The following is a 19,248-nucleotide window of genomic DNA, read 5'->3' as shown; positions in this document are numbered from 1 at the left end:
GTTACCTGCCGTCCGGGCCCGCGGCCAGGACGCGGCGGGCGCCGCGTACCACCGCCTCGTCGATCATGCGGCCCGAGTCGTCCACGGCCACCCCCGAGCCCGCCCCCTCGAACCGTTCGATCAGCGCGTGGGCCCGCTCCAGTTCGGCGGCGGCCGGGGTGAAGACGTCGTTGACGACCGGGACCTGACCGGGATGGATGCAGCTGCGGCCGCCGAATCCCAGGCGTTTGAGCGCGGTGGTGGACCGGCGCAGGGCGTCGAGGTCGCGGAAGTCGGTGCTGACCGGGCCGAGCGGCGGGGCCAGCCGGGCGGCCGCGCAGGCCAGCACGAGCTGTGTCCTGGGCCACAGCAACTCCCTCTGGTCCGGCCCGGGTTCGATCCCGGTGTCGGCGCACAGATCGGCCTCGCCCAGCTGCATGCGGGTCACCCGCGGCCCGTGCGCGATCAGCGGGGCGGACAGCAGGGCGGCCGCGCTCTCCAGGAGCGGGCACAGCGCGATCCACGGGGCCGCGGACAGCGCGTCGGCCACGGCGACGAGATCACCGACCCGTTCGGTCTTGGCCACCATCAGACCGTTGACGGCCGGCAGGGCCACCCCGCGGGCGTCGGCGACCGCCTCCCGGCCGGGGTTGACCCGCACCCAGATCTCCGGGCCCGCGCGCCGGACGGCCGGTGCGATGCCCTCCAGCCATGCCGAGGCCGTGGCCCGCGCGTACTCCTTGGAGCCGGGGGCGACGCCGTCCTCCAGGTCCACGATCACCGCGTCGGCCCCCCTGTCGAGGGCCTTCGCCAGCATGTCCGGGCGGTCGCCCGGTACGTACAGGGCGGATCTCATGCGCCGTCTGCCTCTCTGTCCCGCTCGAATGGAACCGGCCGCTGAGCCCGACCGGAGTGGCACGCGGTGGGGGTGGGGGTGGGGGCCCGCCCCCACCCCCACCGCGATGCGCTGGCTGCCGTGCCGCGTCGCTCAGCTGCCGGTCGGCCGGTGCAGATAGGAGCCGACCGCCTTGTCACCGACCTTGCCGTCGGCCATGATCCGGTTTCCGCGCAGGAAGGTGTCGGTGACCCGGGCCGTCAGCTCGAAGCCCTCGAAGGGGGTGTACTCCTGGGTGGATTCCGAGTCGGCCGCACGGACGGTCCAGCTGCCGTCCGGGTCGACCAGCGCGATATCGGCGTCGAGGCCGACGGCGATCCGGCCCTTGGTGGGAAGGCCGTAGCGCTGGGCCGGGTTCCATGCCGTGAGAGCGGCGATCCGGCCCAGTGGCAGGCCGCGCCGGGTGCCCTCGGTGATCATGCCGGGCAGTAGGTACTCGGCGCCGCCGAAGCCGGACTTGGCAAGGAAGATGTCGTCCGCGGGCTCGCCGAACTTCAGCTCCTCGCGGCAGCAGGCGTGGTCGGAGACGACCCAGTCCACCGTGCCGTCCAGGACGTACTCCCACAGGGCCTCGACGTCCTCGCGGGGACGCAGCGGCGGGTTCACCTTGCCGCCGAGGCCGTGTGCGGTGTCGATGTCGGCCAGCAGGTGGCCGACGGTGACCTCGCGGCGGAAGTCGATGTGGGGGAACGCCCTGCCCATGCGTACCGCCGCGTCGACCGCCTTGCGGGAGGACAGGTGCAGCAGGTTGATGGTGGGCAGGCCGGTCTCGTGGGCGAGGTAGGACGCGATGGAGACGGCCAGCCCCTCGGAGTGCTGCGGGCGGGAGGCGCTGTAGGCGGCCAGACCGGTCAGCTCGCCGGCCTCCTCCACCAGCTTGGTGTACGCCGTCATGATCTCGGCGGTCTCGCAGTGCAGGGACAGCGAGATCTGGTCGGCGATGTCGGGGAACTGCTCACGGGCGGCCTGGATACCGCGCATCACGAACTCGAAGTGGGCGTAGTCGTAACGCTCGCCCTCGGGTGTCATGAGGAAGGAGCTCTGGTCGGCCGAGCGGCCGTGCAGTCCGTGGCTGCCGTAGAACATGAACACCTTGAACGAGGTGACACCGTGGTCACGGACCAGGGCCGGGATCTCGGCGATGTGGCCCTTGGACATCGGGGCGAGGTGGTAGGCGTAGTCCACATGGGCGCGGCCCTCGGACAGTTCCAGCACCTCGGGGAAGAAGTCGGCGTATGTGCCGCCCTTGTTGAGGTAGTACTGCCCGGTGCGCATGTAGCTCAGCGCCGAGGTGACACCGCCCTGCGCACAGGCGCGGCTCTCGCTCGCGGCGTCCTGGTCGAGCGGGTTGTAGATGCCCCAGTGCTGGTGGGCGTCGACGACACCGGGGAAGGCCAGCTTCCCCCCGCCGTCGACCACCTCGGCGGCGCCGGTGACGTCGATTCCGGGGGCGACTTCGACGATCTTCCCGTTCAGGACGGCGATGTCCGCCACCCGCGGCTCGTCCTGTTCGTCGGTGACGACCCGGACGTTCCTCACTACGAGGTCGTACTCGGTCATGATTGGCCTCCTGCCACTGTCTTCAGCTCGGCCAGGGGGCTGAGCAGATCTTGGATACGGTCGAGTCCGGCGAGGTTCAGGCCCCGGTCCATCACGAGAGTGATGGCGGAGCCGGACAGCCGGCCGGCGGTGTTGTCGCGGAACTTCAGGGCGAGTTCGGCGTCCGAAAGCGGGCGGTCGGGGCCGCCCCGGTTGCTGAGCACCTCCTGCCGCCAGACGCGGCCGTCGGTGTCATGGGCGGTGAGCACCGCGGGGAACTGCTCGGGGAAGATACCGGTGGCCAAGTCGTCGGCGACGACCTCGACCTTGGCCATCAGTTCCCGGCGGGCGGGGTCGCGGGCGAGTTCGTCGGAGAAGTCGTCCAGCCCGAGGCCGAGTCCGCGCCCCCCGCCGAGAAGCCCGGCGGCCACCATGTAGGGGCCGGAGAACTGGGCCTGATAGCCCGTCTCGGGGGCGCGCTTGCGGTCGATCGGCTGGCCGATCGTGCGGACCACCGGCGCCGGCACGCCGAGCACGAGACGCTCCACGCGAGCCGGGTCCAGGCCCTGCTCGCGCAGCGCCATGGCGGCGTCGGCCGCAGTGTGGGTGAAGTGGTTGGCCGGGTACGGCTTGAAGAAGATGCCGGGCACGGCCCACTCGGTGCCGAGGCCGTCGGTGATGGCCGTGGGGTCGTAGACGCCGTGCAGGAACGCCTCGAAGAACCCGAAGCGCCCCTCCAGGACGGTGGGCGGTCCGGTGAAGCCGCGGCGCACCAGCTGGGCGGCGGTGACGGCGGACTGCGCGGCCAGACCGCAGTGCAGCCGCTTCACGGTGCCACCGGTGCGGTTCGCCTCGATGATGCCGCCCGCCATGGAGGCCGTGATGCCGAGGACGTCCACGAGGCCGTCCGTGGTGAGGCCGAGGAGCAGCCCGGCGGCGACGGCGCCGCCGAGCGCACCGCAGATCGAGGTGGCGTGCTGCCCGTGCTCGAAGAAGGTGGAGTTCCCGGAGTCGCGGTCGTAGCCGGCCATGCCGAGCCGTACGCACACCTCCAGGCCCACCGCGATGGCCCGGATGGTGTGGCGGCCGTCCGCGCCGGTGGCCTCGGCGGCGGCGAGCGCGGCGGGGACGACGGAGGCGCTGGGGTGCAGGACGGACGGCAGATGGGTGTCGTCGTAGTCGAGGGAATGCGCGAGCACGCCGTTGGCGAGAGCGGCGAGCGGGGCCGGCACCCGTGTGCCGCCGCCGCCCACGACCGTCGCCGTCGGCCGTCCGCCCTGTTCGAGGACGTGCTCGACGATCGCGGCGGAGGTGGGCAGCCGGTGGGCGGCCACACAGAGACCGAGGACGTCGACGACCCGTTTGCGGACGCTGTCGTCGACCTCGCGCGGAAGGGCCTCGTACGAGGTCTCGGCGGCGAACTCGGCGAGGTGCCGGGCGAGGGTGGGCTCAGCCACGGCCGTCACCCGCCGACGGGTCGCTCACCACGGCCAGCGGGCGCACGGGGGACCCGGTGGCACCGAACAGCGGCAGCGGCGACAGCACGAAGGTGAACTCGTGGACCTGCCGGGCCGCGATCTCCTCCAGGTCGAGGGTCTCGATGATGTAGATGCCGGACTCCACCAGGAGGACGCGGTGCGCGGGCAGGCTGGCGTGACCGGCTCCCGGCGCCAGCCGTTCGAAGGCGATGGAGTCGGCGCCCGCCGCGTGCACCCCGCGTGCGGCGAGCCACTGTGCCCCGGCCTCGCCGACGCCGGGGACGCCGGAGTCGTTGCCGATGAAGTCCTCGCGGTCCGGGCCGTCGAACCGGCGCCCCCAGCCGCTGCGGACGAGCACGACGTCACCGCGCTCCACGGGGGTGCCCTGAAGGCGTTCGGCGGCCTCCAGATCGGCGACCGTGATCTCCTGGCCCGGCTCGCAGACCTCGGTGCCGAGCGCTGCGGGCACATCGAGCAGGACACCCCGGCGCACCATCGGGGCGATGGTGTGCACCCCGTGGTCGGGGTAGACGCCGCCGATCCCGGCGGTCCGGGCGTCGGCTCCGCCGTACAGCTTCCCGTTGTGGGAGACATGGGCGAGGGCGTCGATGTGGGTGCCGACATGGGTGCCCATGACGAGCATGTCGTTGGCGGCCGAACCGCCGTCCGCGCGTACCCGGTCGCCGTGGCGGCGCGGCAGGGTGTGCCAGTAGGCGGGGTGGTTGGGTGACTGGGGCATACCGATGTGGAGCCGGCGGCCGAGGTCGAGGACGCGTACTCCCTCGCGTACCGCTGCCAGGAGCGGATCCCGCCTTCCGGTGGGCGCCGGCTGGATGATCGATGCAGTCTTGTTCATGGTGCGTCCCGTCTCTGTCTCTGTGGTGCTGTGTGCTGCTGCCGGCGCGGCGGGGCCGTGGCCACCGCCTCGGTCAGGAGACGACCTTGCGCTCCCGCAGGGCCGCCAGTTCCTCGGGGCCGACGCCCAGTTCGCCGGTGAGTACGTGTTCGGTGTCGGCGCCGAGCGCGCGTCCGGTGAAGCGGATCGCTCCCGGTGTGCCGGACATCCGCCACATGACGTTGTGCATGAGGAGCGGGCCGAAGTCCTCGTCCTCCACGGTGGTGAGCATCTCGGTGGCCCGGATGTGGGGGTCCTCGACGAGGTCCCGCGCGTCGTAGACGGGTGCCACAGCGGCGCCGGCCTCGGTGAACTCGGCGATGACCTTCTCGCGGGTGCGTTCGGCGATCCAGCCGCCGACGAGGCCGTCGAGCAGATCGGCGTGGGCGGCCCGGCCGCCCCCGGTGGCGAACCACTCCTCCTGGACGACCTCTGGATGGCCGACGAGTTCCAGGACGCGTTCGGCGATCCGCTGGGCGCTGGTGGAGACGGCCACCCAGTGGCCGTCGTGGGTGCGGTAGGTGTTGCGCGGGGAGTTGTTGGTGGAGCGGTTGCCGTGCCGTTGCGCCACGGCGCCGAGCTGGTCGTAGACCGTCGGGGACGGCCCGACGGCGGCCATGATGGGTTCGATCAGGTTCATGTCGATGACCTGGCCGCGGTGGTCCGGGTCCCGTTCCCGGTGGTAGAGGGCCATGGTGACGGCGGACGAGGCGGCGATCCCGCAGATGGTGTCGGCGAGGCCGAACGCCGGGAGCGTGGGCGGGCCGTCGGGTTCGCCGGTCAGATGGGCGAAGCCGCTCATCGCCTCGGCGAGGGTGCCGAATCCGGCTCGGGAGGCGTAGGGGCCGGTCTGTCCGAAGCCCGTGACGCGGACGAGCACCAGGCCCGGGTTGATCCCGTGCAGGACCTCGGGGCCGAGGCCCCATCGCTCCAGGGTGCCGGGGCGGAAGTTCTCCACGACGACATCGGCGTCCGCCACCAGGCGGCGGAAGAGGGCGGCCCCGTCCGGATCGGAGAGGCTGAGGCCGACGGTGCGCTTGTTGCGCGATATCTCCTTCCACCACAGCGGTATGCCGTCCTTGGACTCGCCGTGGCCGCGCATCCCGTCCCCGGCGACCGGGTGCTCGATCTTGATCACGTCGGCGCCGAAGTCGCCGAGCAGCTGGGCGCACAGCGGCCCGGCCAGGATGGTGGAGGCGTCGATGACGCGGATGCCCCGCAGGGGGCCCTGTCCGGAGTCCGGGGCCTCCCGCGCCGGGCCGGCCTGTGCCGAAGTCGTCATGGTGCGTCCTTTCGTTCCTCGGCGGTCTCCCGTACGGAGCCGAGGTCGGCGGAGATGTTGTCGGCGGCCGAGGTGACCCATTCGCCGAGCTGACGGCTGCTGGCCTCGCTGAACATGGCCTTCGTCCCGCACACCGAGACCGACCCCACGACCTGGCCGATCGGCCCGTGCAGGGCGGCGGCGACGCTGGCGGCCTCCACCTGCCGTTCCCCCACGCTGACCGCGTAGCCGGTGGCGCGGATGACGGCGATCTCCTCGCGCAGCGTCGCGGCGGAGGTGATGGTGGCGACGGTGACACCGTCCAGACGGTGGTGGTCGATGTAGTCCTCCACCTCGGAGTCGGGGAGCGCGGCGAGGATGGCCTTCGAGGAGGAACCGGCGTGCAGCGGGTGGCTGGTGCCGAGCGCCACCGACATCCGGATCTCCTGGCGGGAGAGGATCTGGTCGACGTACACCCGGGACCAGCCCTGGCGCAGCGAGAGGGTCGTGGTCTGGCCGGTGCGCTCGGACAGGGCGATCAGATGGCGGTGGGCGATGGTGGGGATGTCGAGTTCGCGCATCGCGGCGAGCCCGATGGTGAGGGCGCCGGGGCCCATCCGGTAGGCCTTGGTGTCCTCCTCGAAGGCGAGGAAGTTCCCGGCCACGAGTTCGCGCAGGATGCGGTGGGCCACTGCCTTCGGCAGCTCTGTCTCCCGTGCGATCACCGAGACACCCTGCGCGTGCGGGGCACGTGCCACGGCGTCGATCACCGCGAGCGCTCGGGCGATCCCGGAACGGCTGCGGCTGGTGTGCTCTTCGGTGTCATCGATGACGGTCATGGGATCCTCGGTCGGTCGGCCGCCCCGTCCGCGGGGCCGGCGTGGGTGGTCACGGCGGGTGGAGAGCCCGGCGGTGTCAGGAACCGCCGGCGACCTCCGTGATGACCTCGATATTGCCTCTAACGGCGTTGGAGTAGGGGCAGATGGTGTGGGTCAGGGCCACCAGCTCCTCCAACGTCTCCTGCGGGCATTCGGGCGCCGTGACGGTCAGCCGGACCGCGATCGCGTACGCCCCGCCCGGGACGGTGCCGAGGGTGACGGACGCGGTGACGGTGACCGGTCCTGCGGTGACGCGCCGACGGCGCTCGGCCACGCCCAACGCGCCGCCGAAGCAGGCCGCGTACCCCGCGGCGAACAGTTCCTCCGGGTCGGTGCCGGTGTCGCCCCCGGCGCGCTCGGCAGGCCGGGTCAGGGCCAGGTCCAGCGAACCGGTACGGGAGCGTGCGCGTCCCGCGCGGCCCCCGGACACGTCCACGACGGCGGTGAAGACCGGCTTGAACGACGGCTCGGCGGTGGCCGCGTGGGCCAGTACGTGGGCGGCCACGGCGTCCGCGAACTCCTGCGGCCGTTCCTCGGCGACGAAGTCGGTGCCGCCCTCGACACGGACCAGCGGGGCGTCCGGGAACGCCGCCGTGACGACGTCGTTCATCCGGTCGAGGACATCCTCGCTTCCGTGCAGCAGCAGGGTCGGCACGCCCTTGAGGGCGTCGGTGTCGGTCCGGTGGGCGAAGACGGCGCGGTAGGCGACGCCGTAGTCCGGGCCGACGCTGAGGTATTCGGCGATCTGGCGGCTGCACGACTCGGCGGAGATGGTCGGATAGAGCCACCGGACCCGGTTCCAGGCGACCTGGAGGTGGCTGCCGTCGAGGGCGGGGAGGTAGCCGGGCGCGTAGCCGGCGGCCTTCTCGGCCCGCTCCTCGTCGCTGTAGAGCGGGATGCCCTGGAAGACCAGGCTCAGTACCCGGTCGCGCCGCAGGCGCGTGGCCTCGGCGCAGATGATCGCGCCGGTGTGCTGGCCGAGGAGGTGGATCCTGTCGAGCCCGAGGGCGTCGGTGATCTGCCACAGGGCCGCGGCGTACTCGGGAATGGACCACGGGGCCGGTGCGGCGTCCGACATCCCGAAGCCGGGGATGTCGATGGCGACGGTGTTGAGGCCGTGCGCGCCGAGCGCGGCCATGGCCGGTTCGTAGGTGGCCGAGGAGAGCGGTGACTGGTGGACGACGACCAGGGCGGGTCCGGTGGTGTCGCCGGAGCGGCGGTAGTGGACCTGACCCCACGGCAGTTCGAGGTATCCCCGGTGGGCGGTGCCCCTCAGATGGGTGGCGTGGGCGCTCATTCCGTCACCGCCATCGCGGCCATGATCGCGACCACGTGCTTGATGCCCATGCGGTAGTCCTCCAGGCGGATGTGCTCGTTGGGGCCGTCGATACCGGCGTCGGCCCTGGAGACGCCCACGCCGACGATGGGCAGGTGGGCCAGGACGCCCTGGTTGCCGATCCACTGGGTGTACGGCTCGATCAGGGGCTCGGCGTCGTAGACGGCGCGGGCGGTCTCGGCGACGAGGCCCACGAACGGATCGGTGTGGTCGGTGCGGTGCGGGGAGCTGGAGGCCATCACATCGAGGACCACGTCCTCGAAACCCGCCGCGGTGAGGTGGGCGCGGACGGCTTCCAGGACCCGCTCGGGGTCCTGGCCGGGGACGAGCCGGATCTCGACCTTGGCGGTGGCGGTGGCGGGAATGCCGAGTGTGACGTCGTCGGCGTTGTTGCCGCCCTCGATGCCGGCGATGGTGAACGTCGGGACGGTACGGATGGCGACGGCGGCCTCGGAGTCGCTCAGGCCGCCCCGGAAGGCGTCGACCCCGGCCCGGCCCTTCAGGAACGCGCCGTCGAACGGCATCGTCCCCAGCAGGGCGAGCTCGGCGTCGGTGGGCACTCGGGCACCGTCCGCGAAGCCCTTGACGGCGGGGGTGCCGTCGGGGTTGACGAGTGCGGCCAGCGCGCCGACGAGCCGAGCGGTGGCGGACGGCAGCAGCGCGGTGTTCTGGCTGGTCAGCTCACGGCTGAGGGTGGTGGAGGTGAGCCGCAGGTAGAGGACGCCCTTCTCGCCGAGCTTCAGCAGCGGCCTGCCCTCACCGTCGCACCAGGAGTTCTCCCACAGCGCGGCGTCGGCGGCGAGCCGGTCCGCGTACGCCCCGACGAAGGAGCCGAGGCCGGGACTGTGCAGCCACTGCTTCCCCTCCATGATGTACCGGCTGGTGACCGGGGGCTCCTGGCCGGAGAGCCGCCAGGCGGCCGCGGCGTGCACCCGTGACATGAGGGCGCCCTTGTCGTCGGCGACACCCCGGGCGTAGAGCCGGCCGTCGTGAATCTCGGCCGCGTACGGCGGACTGATCCACTCGGATTCGTCGCCGGTGGGCTCCACCTCGACGTCGTAGTGGTTGAAGTGGAGGAGGCGCTGCTCGCCCCCGCCGATCTCGGCGATGACGTAGGGATGCGACTTCTCCCACGGGACGACCTCGGCGGTGCCTCCCCAGCGTTCCACGGATTCCTTGAGGAACTCCGCCGTGGCGGCCATCTGTTCGGGCTCCTGGCGCCTGCTGCGCAGACGGCTGAGCTCTTGGAGTTCGGTGACGAAGGTGTCGAAGTGCTCGTCGACGGCTCTGAGGGCGGCGTCGAGGTCGATCTCGGGCATGGGCGATGCTCCAATTCCGGGGATGCGGGCGGCCGGCGGGGACGCGGGGCTGCCGGGGATTGCGGGTCGGCGGGGTGCGGACCGTTGGGTCAGCGCATGACGACTCCGCCGTCCACGAAGATCGTCTGACCGGTTGTCATGGCGGCTGCGGGACTGAGGAGATGGGTGACGGTGAGGGCGACGTCGAGCGGTCCGGCCATCCGGCCGAGCGGGATACTCGCCAGCTTTTCCGCCATGTAGTCGCCGTTCGCCCGTACGTCCTGGGTCATGGCGGTCGGGACGATGGTGGGGCCGACGGCGTTCACCCGGATGTTGTCGCGGGCCCACTCCAGGGCCAGGACCCGGGCCATGTGCATGACGCCGGCCTTGCTGACGCAGTATCCGAGGGTGTCGAGCACCGCGATGTGGCCGTTGGTGGAGCCGATGTTGACGATGCTGGCCGCACCGGCGGCGCGCAGTGCGGGGTAGGCGGCCTGTGACATCCGGAAGGTGCCGGTGAGGTTGACGTCGATGACCCGGACGAAATCCTCTTCCCGCATGGTGGCGGCCGGTCCCCTGCTGACGATCCCGGCGTTGTTGACGAGATGGTCCAGACGGCCGTGGGCCGCGACGGCCTCCTCGACCGTGTTCCGGCAGGACCGCACGGAGGTGATGTCGAGATGATGGCGGGTGTGCCCGTCACCGGCGGGCAGGGCCTCCTCCCACTCCTCGGGGGGGACGATGTCGGCGGCCGCGACCGTGGCGCCGAGCGCGGCCAGGCGGGCGGCGATGGCGGCGCCGATCCCGCGGGCGGCCCCGGTCACCAGGGCCACCCTGCCGTCGAAGCGCACGGGGTCGTTCTCCGGGGCGCTCATGCGCCGATCACCGTGTTGTCCTCGGCCCAGAACGCGAACCTCTTCTGGGCGAGCCGGATGATGAAGTGCGCGATCAGACCGAGCACCGACAGGACGACCAGGACCGCGAACATCCCGGCGATGTCGAAGTTGTAGTTGGTCTGGAGCAGCAGGTACCCCAGGCCCTCCTTGGCTCCGATGAACTCTCCGACGACCGCCCCGAGGATCGCGAACACGATGCCGATGTCGAGGCCGGCGAAGATGAACGGCAGGGCGCTGGGCAGCCGGACCTTCCGGAACACGTCGAACTTGCTCGCCCCGAAGACGGTCATCATCTGCACCCGGTCGGCGTCCGCCGAGCGCAGCCCCTCGACCACGTTGACCAGCACGGGGAAGAACGAGATGACCGCGGCCATCACGACCTTGCTGGTCATGTCGAAGCCGAACCAGACCACGAACAGCGGCGCGAGGGCCACCTTCGGCACGGTCTGGAAGGCCACGATGTACGGCATCAGGGTCTTCTCGACCAGCCTGACCTGGGAGATGGCCGTGCCGAGCACGAGCGCGGCACAGACTCCCAGCACGAAGCCGAACAGCGACTCCATCATGGTGACCTTCACATGCGTCCAGAACATCGCGTCGGACAACTGGGTGACCAGTGCCTCGGCGATCTGGCTGGGCCGGGGCAGCACGTACTCGTCGACCCCGAGAGCCGGGATCAGGTACTCCCACAGGAGCACGACGGCCACGAAGACTCCGGGGACCAGGATCCACTCGGGATGGTCCCGCAGGTCGCGCCGACGCCGGGGTTTGCCGGGCGTCTCGGGGACGGCCGCCGGGCCGTTCTGGCCGGCGGGTTCCGTCCCGGCGTCGCCGTTGTCCGGGCCTTCCTGGGTCTTCGTCATGAGCGGCCTCATCAGTCGATCACGCCTTGGGCGTTGAAGTAGTGGCGGATCCGCTCGACGTAGACGCCGGCCCGGTCGGAGGCCATGACGCCGAGGTCGCGCGGGCGTTCGATGTCGATGTCGATGACCTCCGCGATCCGGCCGGGCCGGGGGCTGAGGACCACCACCCGGTCGGAGAGGAACACCGCCTCGGGAATGGAGTGGGTGACGAGCACGACCGTCTTGCCGCTCTCCCGCCAGATCCGCAGGAGTTCGACGTTCATGTACTCGCGGGTCATGGCGTCGAGCGCGCCGAACGGCTCGTCCATCAGCAGGACCGCCGGATCGTGGACCAGGGCGCGGCAGATGCCGGCCCGCTGCTGCATGCCGCCGCTGAGTTCGTCCGGGTACTTGTCCTCGAATCCGCTGAGCCCGACCATCTCCAGCAGTTGTCCGGCCCGTTCGCGGTAGGCGGCCCGGTCGAGACGCTGGATCTCGACCGGGACCATCACGTTCTGCAGGATGGTGCGCCAGGGCAGGAGGGTGGCCGCCTGGAAGACCATGCCGACCTCGGGCAGCGGTCCGTCGACATCGCGTCCGGCCACCCGGACGGTGCCCCCGGTCCTGGGGATGAGCCCGGCGAGGATCTTCAGCAGGGTCGTCTTGCCGCAGCCCGAGGGGCCGACCACGGAGATGAACTCACCGCGCCTGACCTTGAGGTCGATGTCGGACAGTGCGTGGGTGGGTTCGGACTTGCGGGGGCGGTAGATCTTGTTCAGACCGCCCAGTTCGATCCAGCTGCTCTCGTCCGCTTCCGCGACGGCTGCCGGGTTCCGGCGGCGCCCGAGGGTCTTCACGGCCATGGTGGCCTCCTTGCTTTCCTGCTCCTGGCGTCGCCGCCGGCTACTTGGTGGCGCTCTTGGCCTTGCTGATCACGGCTGCGCCGTCGAAGTCATTGGCGCCCTTGAGGAGGCTGCTGTCCCACAGGGCCTTGATGTCGGGGTCCTTGGTGATGGTCCCGGAGGCCTTCATGTAGTCGGCCGTCTTGGTCCAGGCCTCGTCGCTGATCGCGCCCCAGTTCTTGAAGGACTCCGGCTGCCCCTCGGCCGGCACGGCGGTCTTCACCCAGGCTTCGAGGATCCGGGTGTCGTTCCCGATCCGGTCGTCGGCCTTCTTTCCCGAGAGGATCGCGGGGAAGACGCTGTAGCCGTCCCGCATCGCGGCCTCGGGGTTGGCGGCGGAGAAGAGCATCCCCTTGTACGAGGCCCGCAGGAAGCGGGTGAGTTCGTCCTTCTTGTTCTTCAGGGTGTCCTCGCGCACCGCGTAGGTCAGCGAGCGGATTCCGTCGAACCGTTCGCCGTTCTCCAGGTAGTTGAACTGCTTGCCGCTCAGTTCCAGCGTGGTGTACGCCTGCGTGTACAGGGCCAGCGCGTCCACCTTGCCGCTCTCCAGTGCGGAGAGCGCCTGGCTCCCGACACCGACGGGGAGCAGGTCGACGTCCTTCTCGGCGTTCAGGCCGGCGTCCTCGGCGAAGGCACGGGCGTACGGCGCTGAGCCGGACGCAAGGCTGATGACGCCGATCTTCTTGCCCTTGAGGTCCTGCGCGCTCTTGATCTTGCTGTCCGGGAGGGTCGCGATGCGCCACGGCCAGTTCTGTACGAGTCCGCCGATCGCGACGACGGGGACACCCTTCTCCCGGGCGGCCAGGATGGCGCTCGCGTCGGCGGGTGTGATGTCGGCGCTGCCGGAGGCGACCGCCTGGACAGCGGCCACCGAGCCGTCCGTGTTGATCGTCTTGACGTTGAGGTTCTCCTCGGCCAGGAAGCCCTGCTTCTCGGCGACCGAGTAGGTGGCGACCTCCTCCTTCGGCCCGATGACGGCGGAGGCGATGGCGAGCTGGATGGTCGAGGTCTTCTTCCCCGAGCCGGAGCCGGCGGAAGAGTCCGAGGAGGTTGCGCCGCCGCAGGCGGCGAGGACGGTCATGGCGGAGAGCGTCACGGCGGCCGCGCCGATCCTCTGGGAGTGCTTCATGGTCGTTACCACTTCTGTTCGGGGAGAAGGGGGCTGTCAGCCGTGTACCGGGGTGCTGGTCCCGGTCTCGCTGAGGTCGTTGTAGACGTGCTGTTCGGCGATCAGCCCGTCGCGCAGGACGAACACGTCGGTGTACCGCACGCCCTCGAAGGGCTTGCCGTCCATGTCCTCGCCGTAGAGCGTGCCGAGCGAGGTGACGGTCACCAGACCGTCCGGGGTCCTTCCCTCGAAGTACGGGCCGCGGTGCTTGCGCACCCACCGGTAGCGGCCGCGCTGGTCGGCGACCATCTCCGGCAGGGATCCGTACACCGCGCCTCCGGGGAAGACCAGGCGCGGTTCCTGGGTGAGCAGCCTTCCCGCCGCCTCCAGTTCACGGTCCTCGCAGAACTGGAGATAGCGGTCGATGGTCTGTGCGGGGGCGAGCGCGCCGGTGGTCATGAGCCCGCCCGCCTCTCCAGGGCCGCTTCCCACTGGTCGCGCAGCGGGTGCTCGGCGGGACCGGACTCGGTGATGATCCGCATCAGCCGTGCGACGGCCGCCTCGCGCCGGGTGTCGAGCAGGCGTTGCTCGTCCTCGGCGGGCCGCAGCGCGTCGAGTTCGCCGGCGCCGAGCACCCCGTGCCTGACCAGCAGGGCCTCCATGGCGTGCAGACGCTGGTCGGTGACGTGCAGCTCGGTGCCGAGCTGGAGCACCAGGTCGAACAGCTTTCCGGTGTTGCGGTCGCGGAAGTACTCGAATTCCTCGGTCATGGCGGCCTCAGTTCTCCGGTTTGGTCGCGGTCAGGACGGCCCAGGGGAAGTGCCACTCACGGCGCTCCCCCCAGCCCTCGGGGCTCCTGCCGGCACGGCGTTCGTCGAACGGCGTCCAGTGGGCCCCCGTGAGGCCGGCCCGCGCGCAGATGCCGACGAGGTCGGTGGCGAACAGGTCCCGGAAGAACGGCTCGTTGTTGCGCTCGGCGTGCTCGTGGATCGTCGCGTCGCGGAACGGGTCGCCGGTGGGGTTGAACTCCAGGAAGCTCATGGTGCCGCCGGGCTTGAGGAGCCTGGCCGCCTCGACGACGGTCTCCCGGACCGCCTCCGCGGGCATCTCGTGCAGCACCATGGTGCCGGTGACGATGTCGCAGGAGGCGTCCTCGACACCGGTGGCCCGGCCGTCGCCCTGGCGGTAGGTGATGGCGGCTCCGTCGGCCTCCGCCTCGGCGTGCGCGAGGCGCAGGCCGGGGGCGGCGAAGTCGATGCCGATCACCTCGGCACCGGGGTACCGGGCGGTCAGCGGGCGGGTGCTCTTGCCGAAGCCGCAGCCGATGTCCAGGACGCGGGTGGCGCCGGGCACCTCGGGCAGCGCCGTCTCGGTGAACAGCCGGTGGAACTTGTATCCGTCGTTGTCGCGCAGCATCACGATCCGCGCGCCGAGCTCGTAGACGTAGGCGCTGAGGTCGTCGGAGTCGAAGCCGCCGGGCTGGATGTGGATGTCGTAGTCCGTGTACCAGCCGGGCAGTTCGACGCCGGGGTCGAGTTCGAGGCGGCCCCTGGGGGCGCCCTGGATGTCGTCCAGCTGCCCGCGCAGCTCCTCGGCCCGGTTGACGACGGCCTCGCCGACGGTCTTCCACAGCATCTTCTGCTGGACGCGCTCGAGGTGGCTGTACCAGGGGTACAGGCTGAGCTCGCGCAGCCGCCCGGTGGCGGCTTCCACGGTGCCGGCGGCCGGACCGGTCGCCGCGTACTCCTCGGCGAGGGCCGGATAGACCGTGTCGGACCAGCGCTTGCGCAGCGTCAGGATGAAGTCGATGGACGAGCGTTCGTCGAGGGTGAGCTGATCCTCGATGTCGATCATGTATCTCTCCTGTTCGGGCGGGGACGGCGGGCCGTGCGGTCCGGGCAGCGGCGAGGGGAGCCGCGGCGGCGGGGATGCACGGTGGCCGTCCGGGAACGTGACGGCGATACGGGTGCGACCGGGAGGGGCCGGCCGGGGACTCGCGGTCCGCGCCCGCGTGGTGTGCGGGCGTGCCGGGCGGCGGAAGCGGTCCTGATACGACGGGGTATGCCGAGGATCGCGGTGTGGAGAGGGTGGCCTGCGCGGAGGCCGGCCGGGGACGGGGTGTCCGTGGTGATGGCGGAACGGGGGACGGGGGTGCGGTGTCCGTGGTGATGGCGGAACGGGGGACGGGGGTGCGGTGTGGTGCGGTGTGGCGTGAAGAAACGTTTCTCTTTGGGTCTCTTCGGGTCAGTGGGTCTGGGCGAGGAGTCCGGCGCCAGTGACGGCGTCGGTCAGGAAGGTTCCGGCGAGCCGGCCTTCGTACACGGCCTCCAGCGCGGTGCGCGGGGCGTTGGCGTCGCCGACGACGTGGACTCGTGGTGCGCCGTCCCGGGCGTCGAGCGCCCGGTACAGCCCGTCGTCGGCCACCGGCAGTCCCACGTCCACGACGGCCGTGACGCCGGTGAGTTCTTCGGTGTGGCCGCAGAGCGTGTCACGCAGGACGACCGTGCCGGTGTGTGCCGCCACCACGTCCCGCATGAGGTGCGACCGGATTCCCAGTTCGCCCATCCGGCTGGTCAGGGCCAGCCGGGAGTACGTGGTGATCTTCGAGGCGAAGGACGCGGTGGGCGACATCATGTGCACCCGGGCCCCCTCGCGGGCGAGGCTCTCGGCGACGGAGGCCGCCGCCCAGGTGCCCTGGTCGTCGCGGACGAGGACCGTACCGCGCAGCGGTGAGTCCGGGTCCCCGAGTCCGGAGACCGCCTCCAGGATGTCGAACACGGGCGGTCCGTCAGGCAGTTCACGCTTCCCGGGACGGGCGCCGGCCGCCACCACGACGTCGTCGAAGCCGTCCAGCCGCCCGCCGGGCAGCAGGTCGTCAACGGTCACCCGCTCGGTCAGTCGTACATCGACGGCGGAAGCGGTGAGTTCACGGACGAGGTCGGTGACCATCAGGCCGAGCCGCTCCCGTCCGGGCACCGTGGCCGCGACGGAGACGCGGCCGCCCAGCGCAGGGCCGGCCTCCGCGAGGGTGACCTCGTACCCGGCGCGGTCCGCGGCCAGAGCGGCCTCCATCCCGGCCGGCCCCCCGCCGACGACCAGCACGCGCCGGGCGGGCGCGTGGCCGGGCGGTGCGGGCAGGGCCGTCCGTACCCGCGCCCACTCGCGTTCGGCGCCGACCTCCGGATTGACGACGCAGGCGATCGGCAGGCTCGCCTCCAGTCGGCCGACGCAGCCCTGGTTGCAGGCGACGCAGGAGCGGACGTCGTCCGGACGGCCCTCCTCGGCCCGGCGGACCAGATTCGGGTCGGCGATGTGCGGGCGGGCCAGCCCGACGAGGTCCGCCTCTCCCGCCGCGACGAGATCGGCCGCCTCCGGAAGGCTGTCCAGACGGCAGACCGCCAGCACCGGGAGATCGGGGAACTCCGCCTTGAACAGCGCCGCGTGGTGGCGGAACTGAGCGTGCCGGAAGCTCATGTCCGCCATTTGCGTGCCCAGCGAGTAGCTGCCGTGATAGGCGGCGTGGCTCACGTGGACGTACAGCAGCGGGAACTCCTGCCGCAGCCGGCCGACGATCTCGACCATGTCGGGGGGTGTGAGCCCGCCGGGGAGGAACTCGTCCGCGCTGATGCGGATGCCCATCGGCAGGCCCGGCGCGGAGGCGAGCACCTCGGTGAGCACCTCGCGGGTGAACCGGAGCCGCCCGTCCGGGCCGCCTCCGTAACCGTCGGTGCGGGTGTTGGTGAAGGGGGAGAGGAACTGTTCGATCAGATGGCCGTGCCCGAGGTGGATCTCGACGCCGTCGTACCCGGCCTGCCACATCCGCCGGGCGGCGGCGCCGAAGGCGTTCACGACGGTGGAGATGTCGTCGCGGCCCATGGCGTGCGGTATATGGCTCCCGGCCGTCCAGGGGGTGGTCCCCGGCGACCAGGCGGCGGTGCGGGTGGCGTCCCCGGCGGCCTGGCGGCCCGTGTGGAGCAGCTGGGCGAACAGCCGCGTGCCGTGGACCTGTACGGACTCGGCGATGCCCACGTAGTGCGGAATGGAGGAGTCGTCGAAGCTGCCGAGGCTGATGTGGCGGCCGGCGCTGGTCGGGTGGACCCGGATGCCCTCGGTGATGATGAGCCCGACACCCCCGCGAGCCCGTTCGCCGTGGTACGCGGCAAGACGCTCGGTGGGGTGATTGTCGTGGCCGAAATTCGTCGTGTGCCCGGGAACGAACACCCGGTTGCGCAAGTGGACTTGACCGAGCTCGAAGGGGGACAGAAGGGTACTGACGTCAGATCTTGTCACTATTACTCCCTCCCGAACGGGGGGTGGCGACCGGGACCGTTCCGTTCACAGGTACGCCGTTCGATTGAACGGAACAATAGGAACCGCCAGATGGCCGAGTCAATGAGTACTGGTCGGTAACTTGTGCTGTTGGATTTCGATCACTTTCGGCCGTTTCTCTCCCGTGGTCCCGGCGTCGGCCGCGGGAAGGTGATCGCGGGCTTCGAGAGCTGGTATGAGGAGCCGGTGGCACCTGGTGCCACCGGCGCTCACGGATGATCAGTGGACGCGCGTAGAGGACCTCTTCCCAAAGCCCGAAAAGCAGTCCAGAATCGTCCCCCGCGGCTCGCTTTCGGGGCCGCGTTGTACAAGGCCCGCCGCGCACTCATGTGGAAGGATCTGCCGCAGCACGCCACTCAGGGGCAGCGCCCCGGAGCCGTTGACGGCGTGCGCTTGAGTACCTGAGGACCGGTGTTCGGGAGAGGGCGGCACGCGCACCGGGCGACTACGCCGGCACACCGGTCCTACCGGCCGCGCCGGTCACGGCACGTACACCCCGCGCGCCACCTGTCAGTACCTGGACTAGGAGTACCTGGCATGGACTTCGGACTCGTTCTGCAGACCGACCCGCCCGCCTCGGCCGTCGTCGGCCTGATGCGCCGCGCCGAGCGCAACGGCTTCCGCTACGGCTGGACCTTTGACTCGGCGGTGCTCTGGCAGGAGCCCTTCGTCATCTACAGCCGCATCCTCGAACACACCGAACGCCTCGTGGTCGGGCCCATGGTCACCAACCCGTCCACCCGTACCTGGGAGGTCACCGCCTCCACGTTCGCCACCCTCAACGACATGTACGGCAACCGGACGGTCTGCGGCATCGGACGCGGCGACTCGGCGATGCGGGTGGCCGGCCGCCGCCCCAACACCCTGGCCAGGCTCGGTGAGGCGATGGACGCCATCCGCGACCTCGCGGAGGGGCGCGAGGCGGTCATCGACGGACAGCCGGTGCAGATCCCCTGGATCAAGGACGGCAGGCTGCCCGTCTGGATGGGCGCCTACGGTCCCAAGGCCCTGGCACTCGCAGGGCAGAAGGCCGACGGCTTCATCCTCCAGCTCGCCGACCCCTTCCTCACCGAATGGATGATCAAAGCGGTACGGGACGCGGCGGCCGATGCGGGCCGCGACCCGGACTCCGTCACCATCTGCGTCGCGGCCCCCGCCTACGTCGGCGACGACCTCGACCACGCCCGCGAGCAGTGCCGTTGGTTCGGCGGCATGGTCGGCAACCACGTGGCCGACCTGGTCACCCGGTACGGCGAGCACTCCGGTCTCGTCCCCGAGGCGCTGACCGCGTACATCGCCGGACGCTCGGGCTACGACTACAGCCACCACGGCCGGGCCGGGAACCCCGACACGACCTTCGTACCGGACGAGATCGTCGACCGGTTCTGCCTGCTGGGACCGCCGGCCGCGCACATCGAGAAGCTCCGGGCCCTGCGCGACCTGGGCGTCGACCAGTTCGCCGTCTACAACATGCACGACGCCCGCGAGGCCACCATCGACGCCTATGGCGCCGAGATCATCCCCGCCCTCTCCGACTGACCGCCTCCCCCAGGTCGTACCCGTCCCGCGCCCCGCCCCGCACGGCACCGATTCCGAGCGAAGGGTCCAGCCG

Annotated in this window: 17 protein-coding genes; 1 reads left to right on the top strand and 16 read right to left on the bottom strand. The window is 71.0% G+C overall.

Annotation, left to right across the window (positions count from 1 at the left end):
• Position 1: 1 nt before the first annotated feature.
• From AB0I52_RS12820 to AB0I52_RS12745, 16 genes are all read right to left on the bottom strand, one after another.
• The gene (locus AB0I52_RS12820; protein ID WP_363071747.1) at positions 2–835 is read right to left on the bottom strand and encodes a CoA ester lyase; all 834 of its coding nucleotides are present in this window, start codon (positions 833–835) and stop codon (positions 2–4) included.
• 132 nt (positions 836–967) lie between these two features.
• A complete protein-coding gene (locus AB0I52_RS12815) occupies positions 968–2,434 on the bottom strand; it encodes a dihydroorotase family protein (protein WP_363071745.1) in 1,467 nt (488 codons plus the stop codon).
• Entirely contained in the window at positions 2,431–3,870 is a 1,440-nt protein-coding gene (locus AB0I52_RS12810; protein ID WP_363071743.1) for an MmgE/PrpD family protein, read from the bottom strand. The genes AB0I52_RS12815 and AB0I52_RS12810 overlap by 4 nt, the downstream gene beginning before the upstream one ends.
• Entirely contained in the window at positions 3,863–4,747 is an 885-nt protein-coding gene (locus AB0I52_RS12805) for a cyclase family protein (RefSeq protein WP_363071741.1), read from the bottom strand. Before AB0I52_RS12805 ends, AB0I52_RS12810 begins: the two co-directional genes overlap by 8 nt.
• A gap of 73 nt (positions 4,748–4,820) precedes the next feature.
• A complete protein-coding gene (locus AB0I52_RS12800) occupies positions 4,821–6,068 on the bottom strand; it encodes a CoA transferase (protein ID WP_363071739.1) in 1,248 nt (415 codons plus the stop codon).
• Entirely contained in the window at positions 6,065–6,886 is an 822-nt protein-coding gene (locus AB0I52_RS12795; RefSeq protein WP_363071737.1) for an IclR family transcriptional regulator, read from the bottom strand. Before AB0I52_RS12795 ends, AB0I52_RS12800 begins: the two co-directional genes overlap by 4 nt.
• A 76-nt stretch (positions 6,887–6,962) precedes the next feature.
• A complete protein-coding gene (locus tag AB0I52_RS12790) occupies positions 6,963–8,222 on the bottom strand; it encodes an Ohr family peroxiredoxin (protein WP_363071735.1) in 1,260 nt (419 codons plus the stop codon).
• Entirely contained in the window at positions 8,219–9,580 is a 1,362-nt protein-coding gene (locus AB0I52_RS12785; protein ID WP_363071733.1) for a M20/M25/M40 family metallo-hydrolase, read from the bottom strand. The genes AB0I52_RS12790 and AB0I52_RS12785 overlap by 4 nt, the downstream gene beginning before the upstream one ends.
• Before the next feature lie 89 nt (positions 9,581–9,669).
• A complete protein-coding gene (locus tag AB0I52_RS12780) occupies positions 9,670–10,434 on the bottom strand; it encodes an SDR family oxidoreductase (protein WP_363071731.1) in 765 nt (254 codons plus the stop codon).
• On the bottom strand, positions 10,431–11,318 hold the full coding sequence (locus tag AB0I52_RS12775) for an ABC transporter permease (RefSeq protein WP_363071729.1): 888 nt from the start codon (positions 11,316–11,318) through the stop codon (positions 10,431–10,433). The genes AB0I52_RS12780 and AB0I52_RS12775 overlap by 4 nt, the downstream gene beginning before the upstream one ends.
• An 11-nt stretch (positions 11,319–11,329) precedes the next feature.
• Positions 11,330–12,160 (bottom strand): ABC transporter ATP-binding protein, encoded by an 831-nt coding sequence (locus AB0I52_RS12770; protein ID WP_363071727.1) that lies wholly within the window; start codon positions 12,158–12,160, stop codon positions 11,330–11,332.
• Between the two features lie 40 nt (positions 12,161–12,200).
• Positions 12,201–13,328: an ABC transporter substrate-binding protein gene (locus AB0I52_RS12765; RefSeq protein WP_363071725.1), complete on the bottom strand. Its 1,128-nt coding sequence runs from the start codon at positions 13,326–13,328 to the stop codon at positions 12,201–12,203.
• 36 nt (positions 13,329–13,364) lie between these two features.
• Entirely contained in the window at positions 13,365–13,766 is a 402-nt protein-coding gene (locus AB0I52_RS12760) for a hypothetical protein (protein ID WP_363071723.1), read from the bottom strand.
• Positions 13,763–14,077, bottom strand: coding sequence for a hypothetical protein (locus AB0I52_RS12755; RefSeq protein WP_363071721.1), 315 nt, complete (start codon positions 14,075–14,077; stop codon positions 13,763–13,765). The genes AB0I52_RS12760 and AB0I52_RS12755 overlap by 4 nt, the downstream gene beginning before the upstream one ends.
• A 7-nt stretch (positions 14,078–14,084) precedes the next feature.
• Positions 14,085–15,161, bottom strand: coding sequence for a class I SAM-dependent methyltransferase (locus AB0I52_RS12750; RefSeq protein WP_363071719.1), 1,077 nt, complete (start codon positions 15,159–15,161; stop codon positions 14,085–14,087).
• A gap of 390 nt (positions 15,162–15,551) precedes the next feature.
• Complete coding sequence (locus AB0I52_RS12745; RefSeq protein ID WP_363071717.1) at positions 15,552–17,597, bottom strand: FAD-dependent oxidoreductase; 2,046 nt, start codon at positions 17,595–17,597, stop codon at positions 15,552–15,554.
• A gap of 576 nt (positions 17,598–18,173) precedes the next feature.
• Here AB0I52_RS12745 and AB0I52_RS12740 point away from each other — a divergent pair.
• Positions 18,174–19,175, top strand: coding sequence for a TIGR03842 family LLM class F420-dependent oxidoreductase (locus AB0I52_RS12740; protein WP_363071715.1), 1,002 nt, complete (start codon positions 18,174–18,176; stop codon positions 19,173–19,175).
• Positions 19,176–19,248: the final 73 nt, after the last annotated feature.

This window comes from Streptomyces sp. NPDC050423, assembly GCF_040655445.1.
Lineage (GTDB): Bacteria > Actinomycetota > Actinomycetes > Streptomycetales > Streptomycetaceae > Streptomyces.
This window is presented reverse-complemented; position numbering and strand designations above follow the sequence as displayed.

Bases quoted from the DNA above. Each gene is read 5' to 3' on its own strand.
- AB0I52_RS12820 (WP_363071747.1), bottom strand. From the start codon at position 835: ATGAGATCCGCCCTGTACGTACCGGGCGACCGCCCGGACATGCTGGCG.
- AB0I52_RS12815 (WP_363071745.1), bottom strand. From the start codon at position 2,434: ATGACCGAGTACGACCTCGTAGTGAGGAACGTCCGGGTCGTCACCGAC.
- AB0I52_RS12805 (WP_363071741.1), bottom strand. From the start codon at position 4,747: ATGAACAAGACTGCATCGATCATCCAGCCGGCGCCCACCGGAAGGCGG.
- AB0I52_RS12800 (WP_363071739.1), bottom strand. From the start codon at position 6,068: ATGACGACTTCGGCACAGGCCGGCCCGGCGCGGGAGGCCCCGGACTCC.
- AB0I52_RS12795 (WP_363071737.1), bottom strand. From the start codon at position 6,886: ATGACCGTCATCGATGACACCGAAGAGCACACCAGCCGCAGCCGTTCC.
- AB0I52_RS12790 (WP_363071735.1), bottom strand. From the start codon at position 8,222: ATGAGCGCCCACGCCACCCATCTGAGGGGCACCGCCCACCGGGGATAC.
- AB0I52_RS12785 (WP_363071733.1), bottom strand. From the start codon at position 9,580: ATGCCCGAGATCGACCTCGACGCCGCCCTCAGAGCCGTCGACGAGCAC.
- AB0I52_RS12780 (WP_363071731.1), bottom strand. From the start codon at position 10,434: ATGAGCGCCCCGGAGAACGACCCCGTGCGCTTCGACGGCAGGGTGGCC.
- AB0I52_RS12775 (WP_363071729.1), bottom strand. From the start codon at position 11,318: ATGACGAAGACCCAGGAAGGCCCGGACAACGGCGACGCCGGGACGGAA.
- AB0I52_RS12770 (WP_363071727.1), bottom strand. From the start codon at position 12,160: ATGGCCGTGAAGACCCTCGGGCGCCGCCGGAACCCGGCAGCCGTCGCG.
- AB0I52_RS12765 (WP_363071725.1), bottom strand. From the start codon at position 13,328: ATGAAGCACTCCCAGAGGATCGGCGCGGCCGCCGTGACGCTCTCCGCC.
- AB0I52_RS12760 (WP_363071723.1), bottom strand. From the start codon at position 13,766: ATGACCACCGGCGCGCTCGCCCCCGCACAGACCATCGACCGCTATCTC.
- AB0I52_RS12755 (WP_363071721.1), bottom strand. From the start codon at position 14,077: ATGACCGAGGAATTCGAGTACTTCCGCGACCGCAACACCGGAAAGCTG.
- AB0I52_RS12750 (WP_363071719.1), bottom strand. From the start codon at position 15,161: ATGATCGACATCGAGGATCAGCTCACCCTCGACGAACGCTCGTCCATC.
- AB0I52_RS12740 (WP_363071715.1), top strand. From the start codon at position 18,174: ATGGACTTCGGACTCGTTCTGCAGACCGACCCGCCCGCCTCGGCCGTC.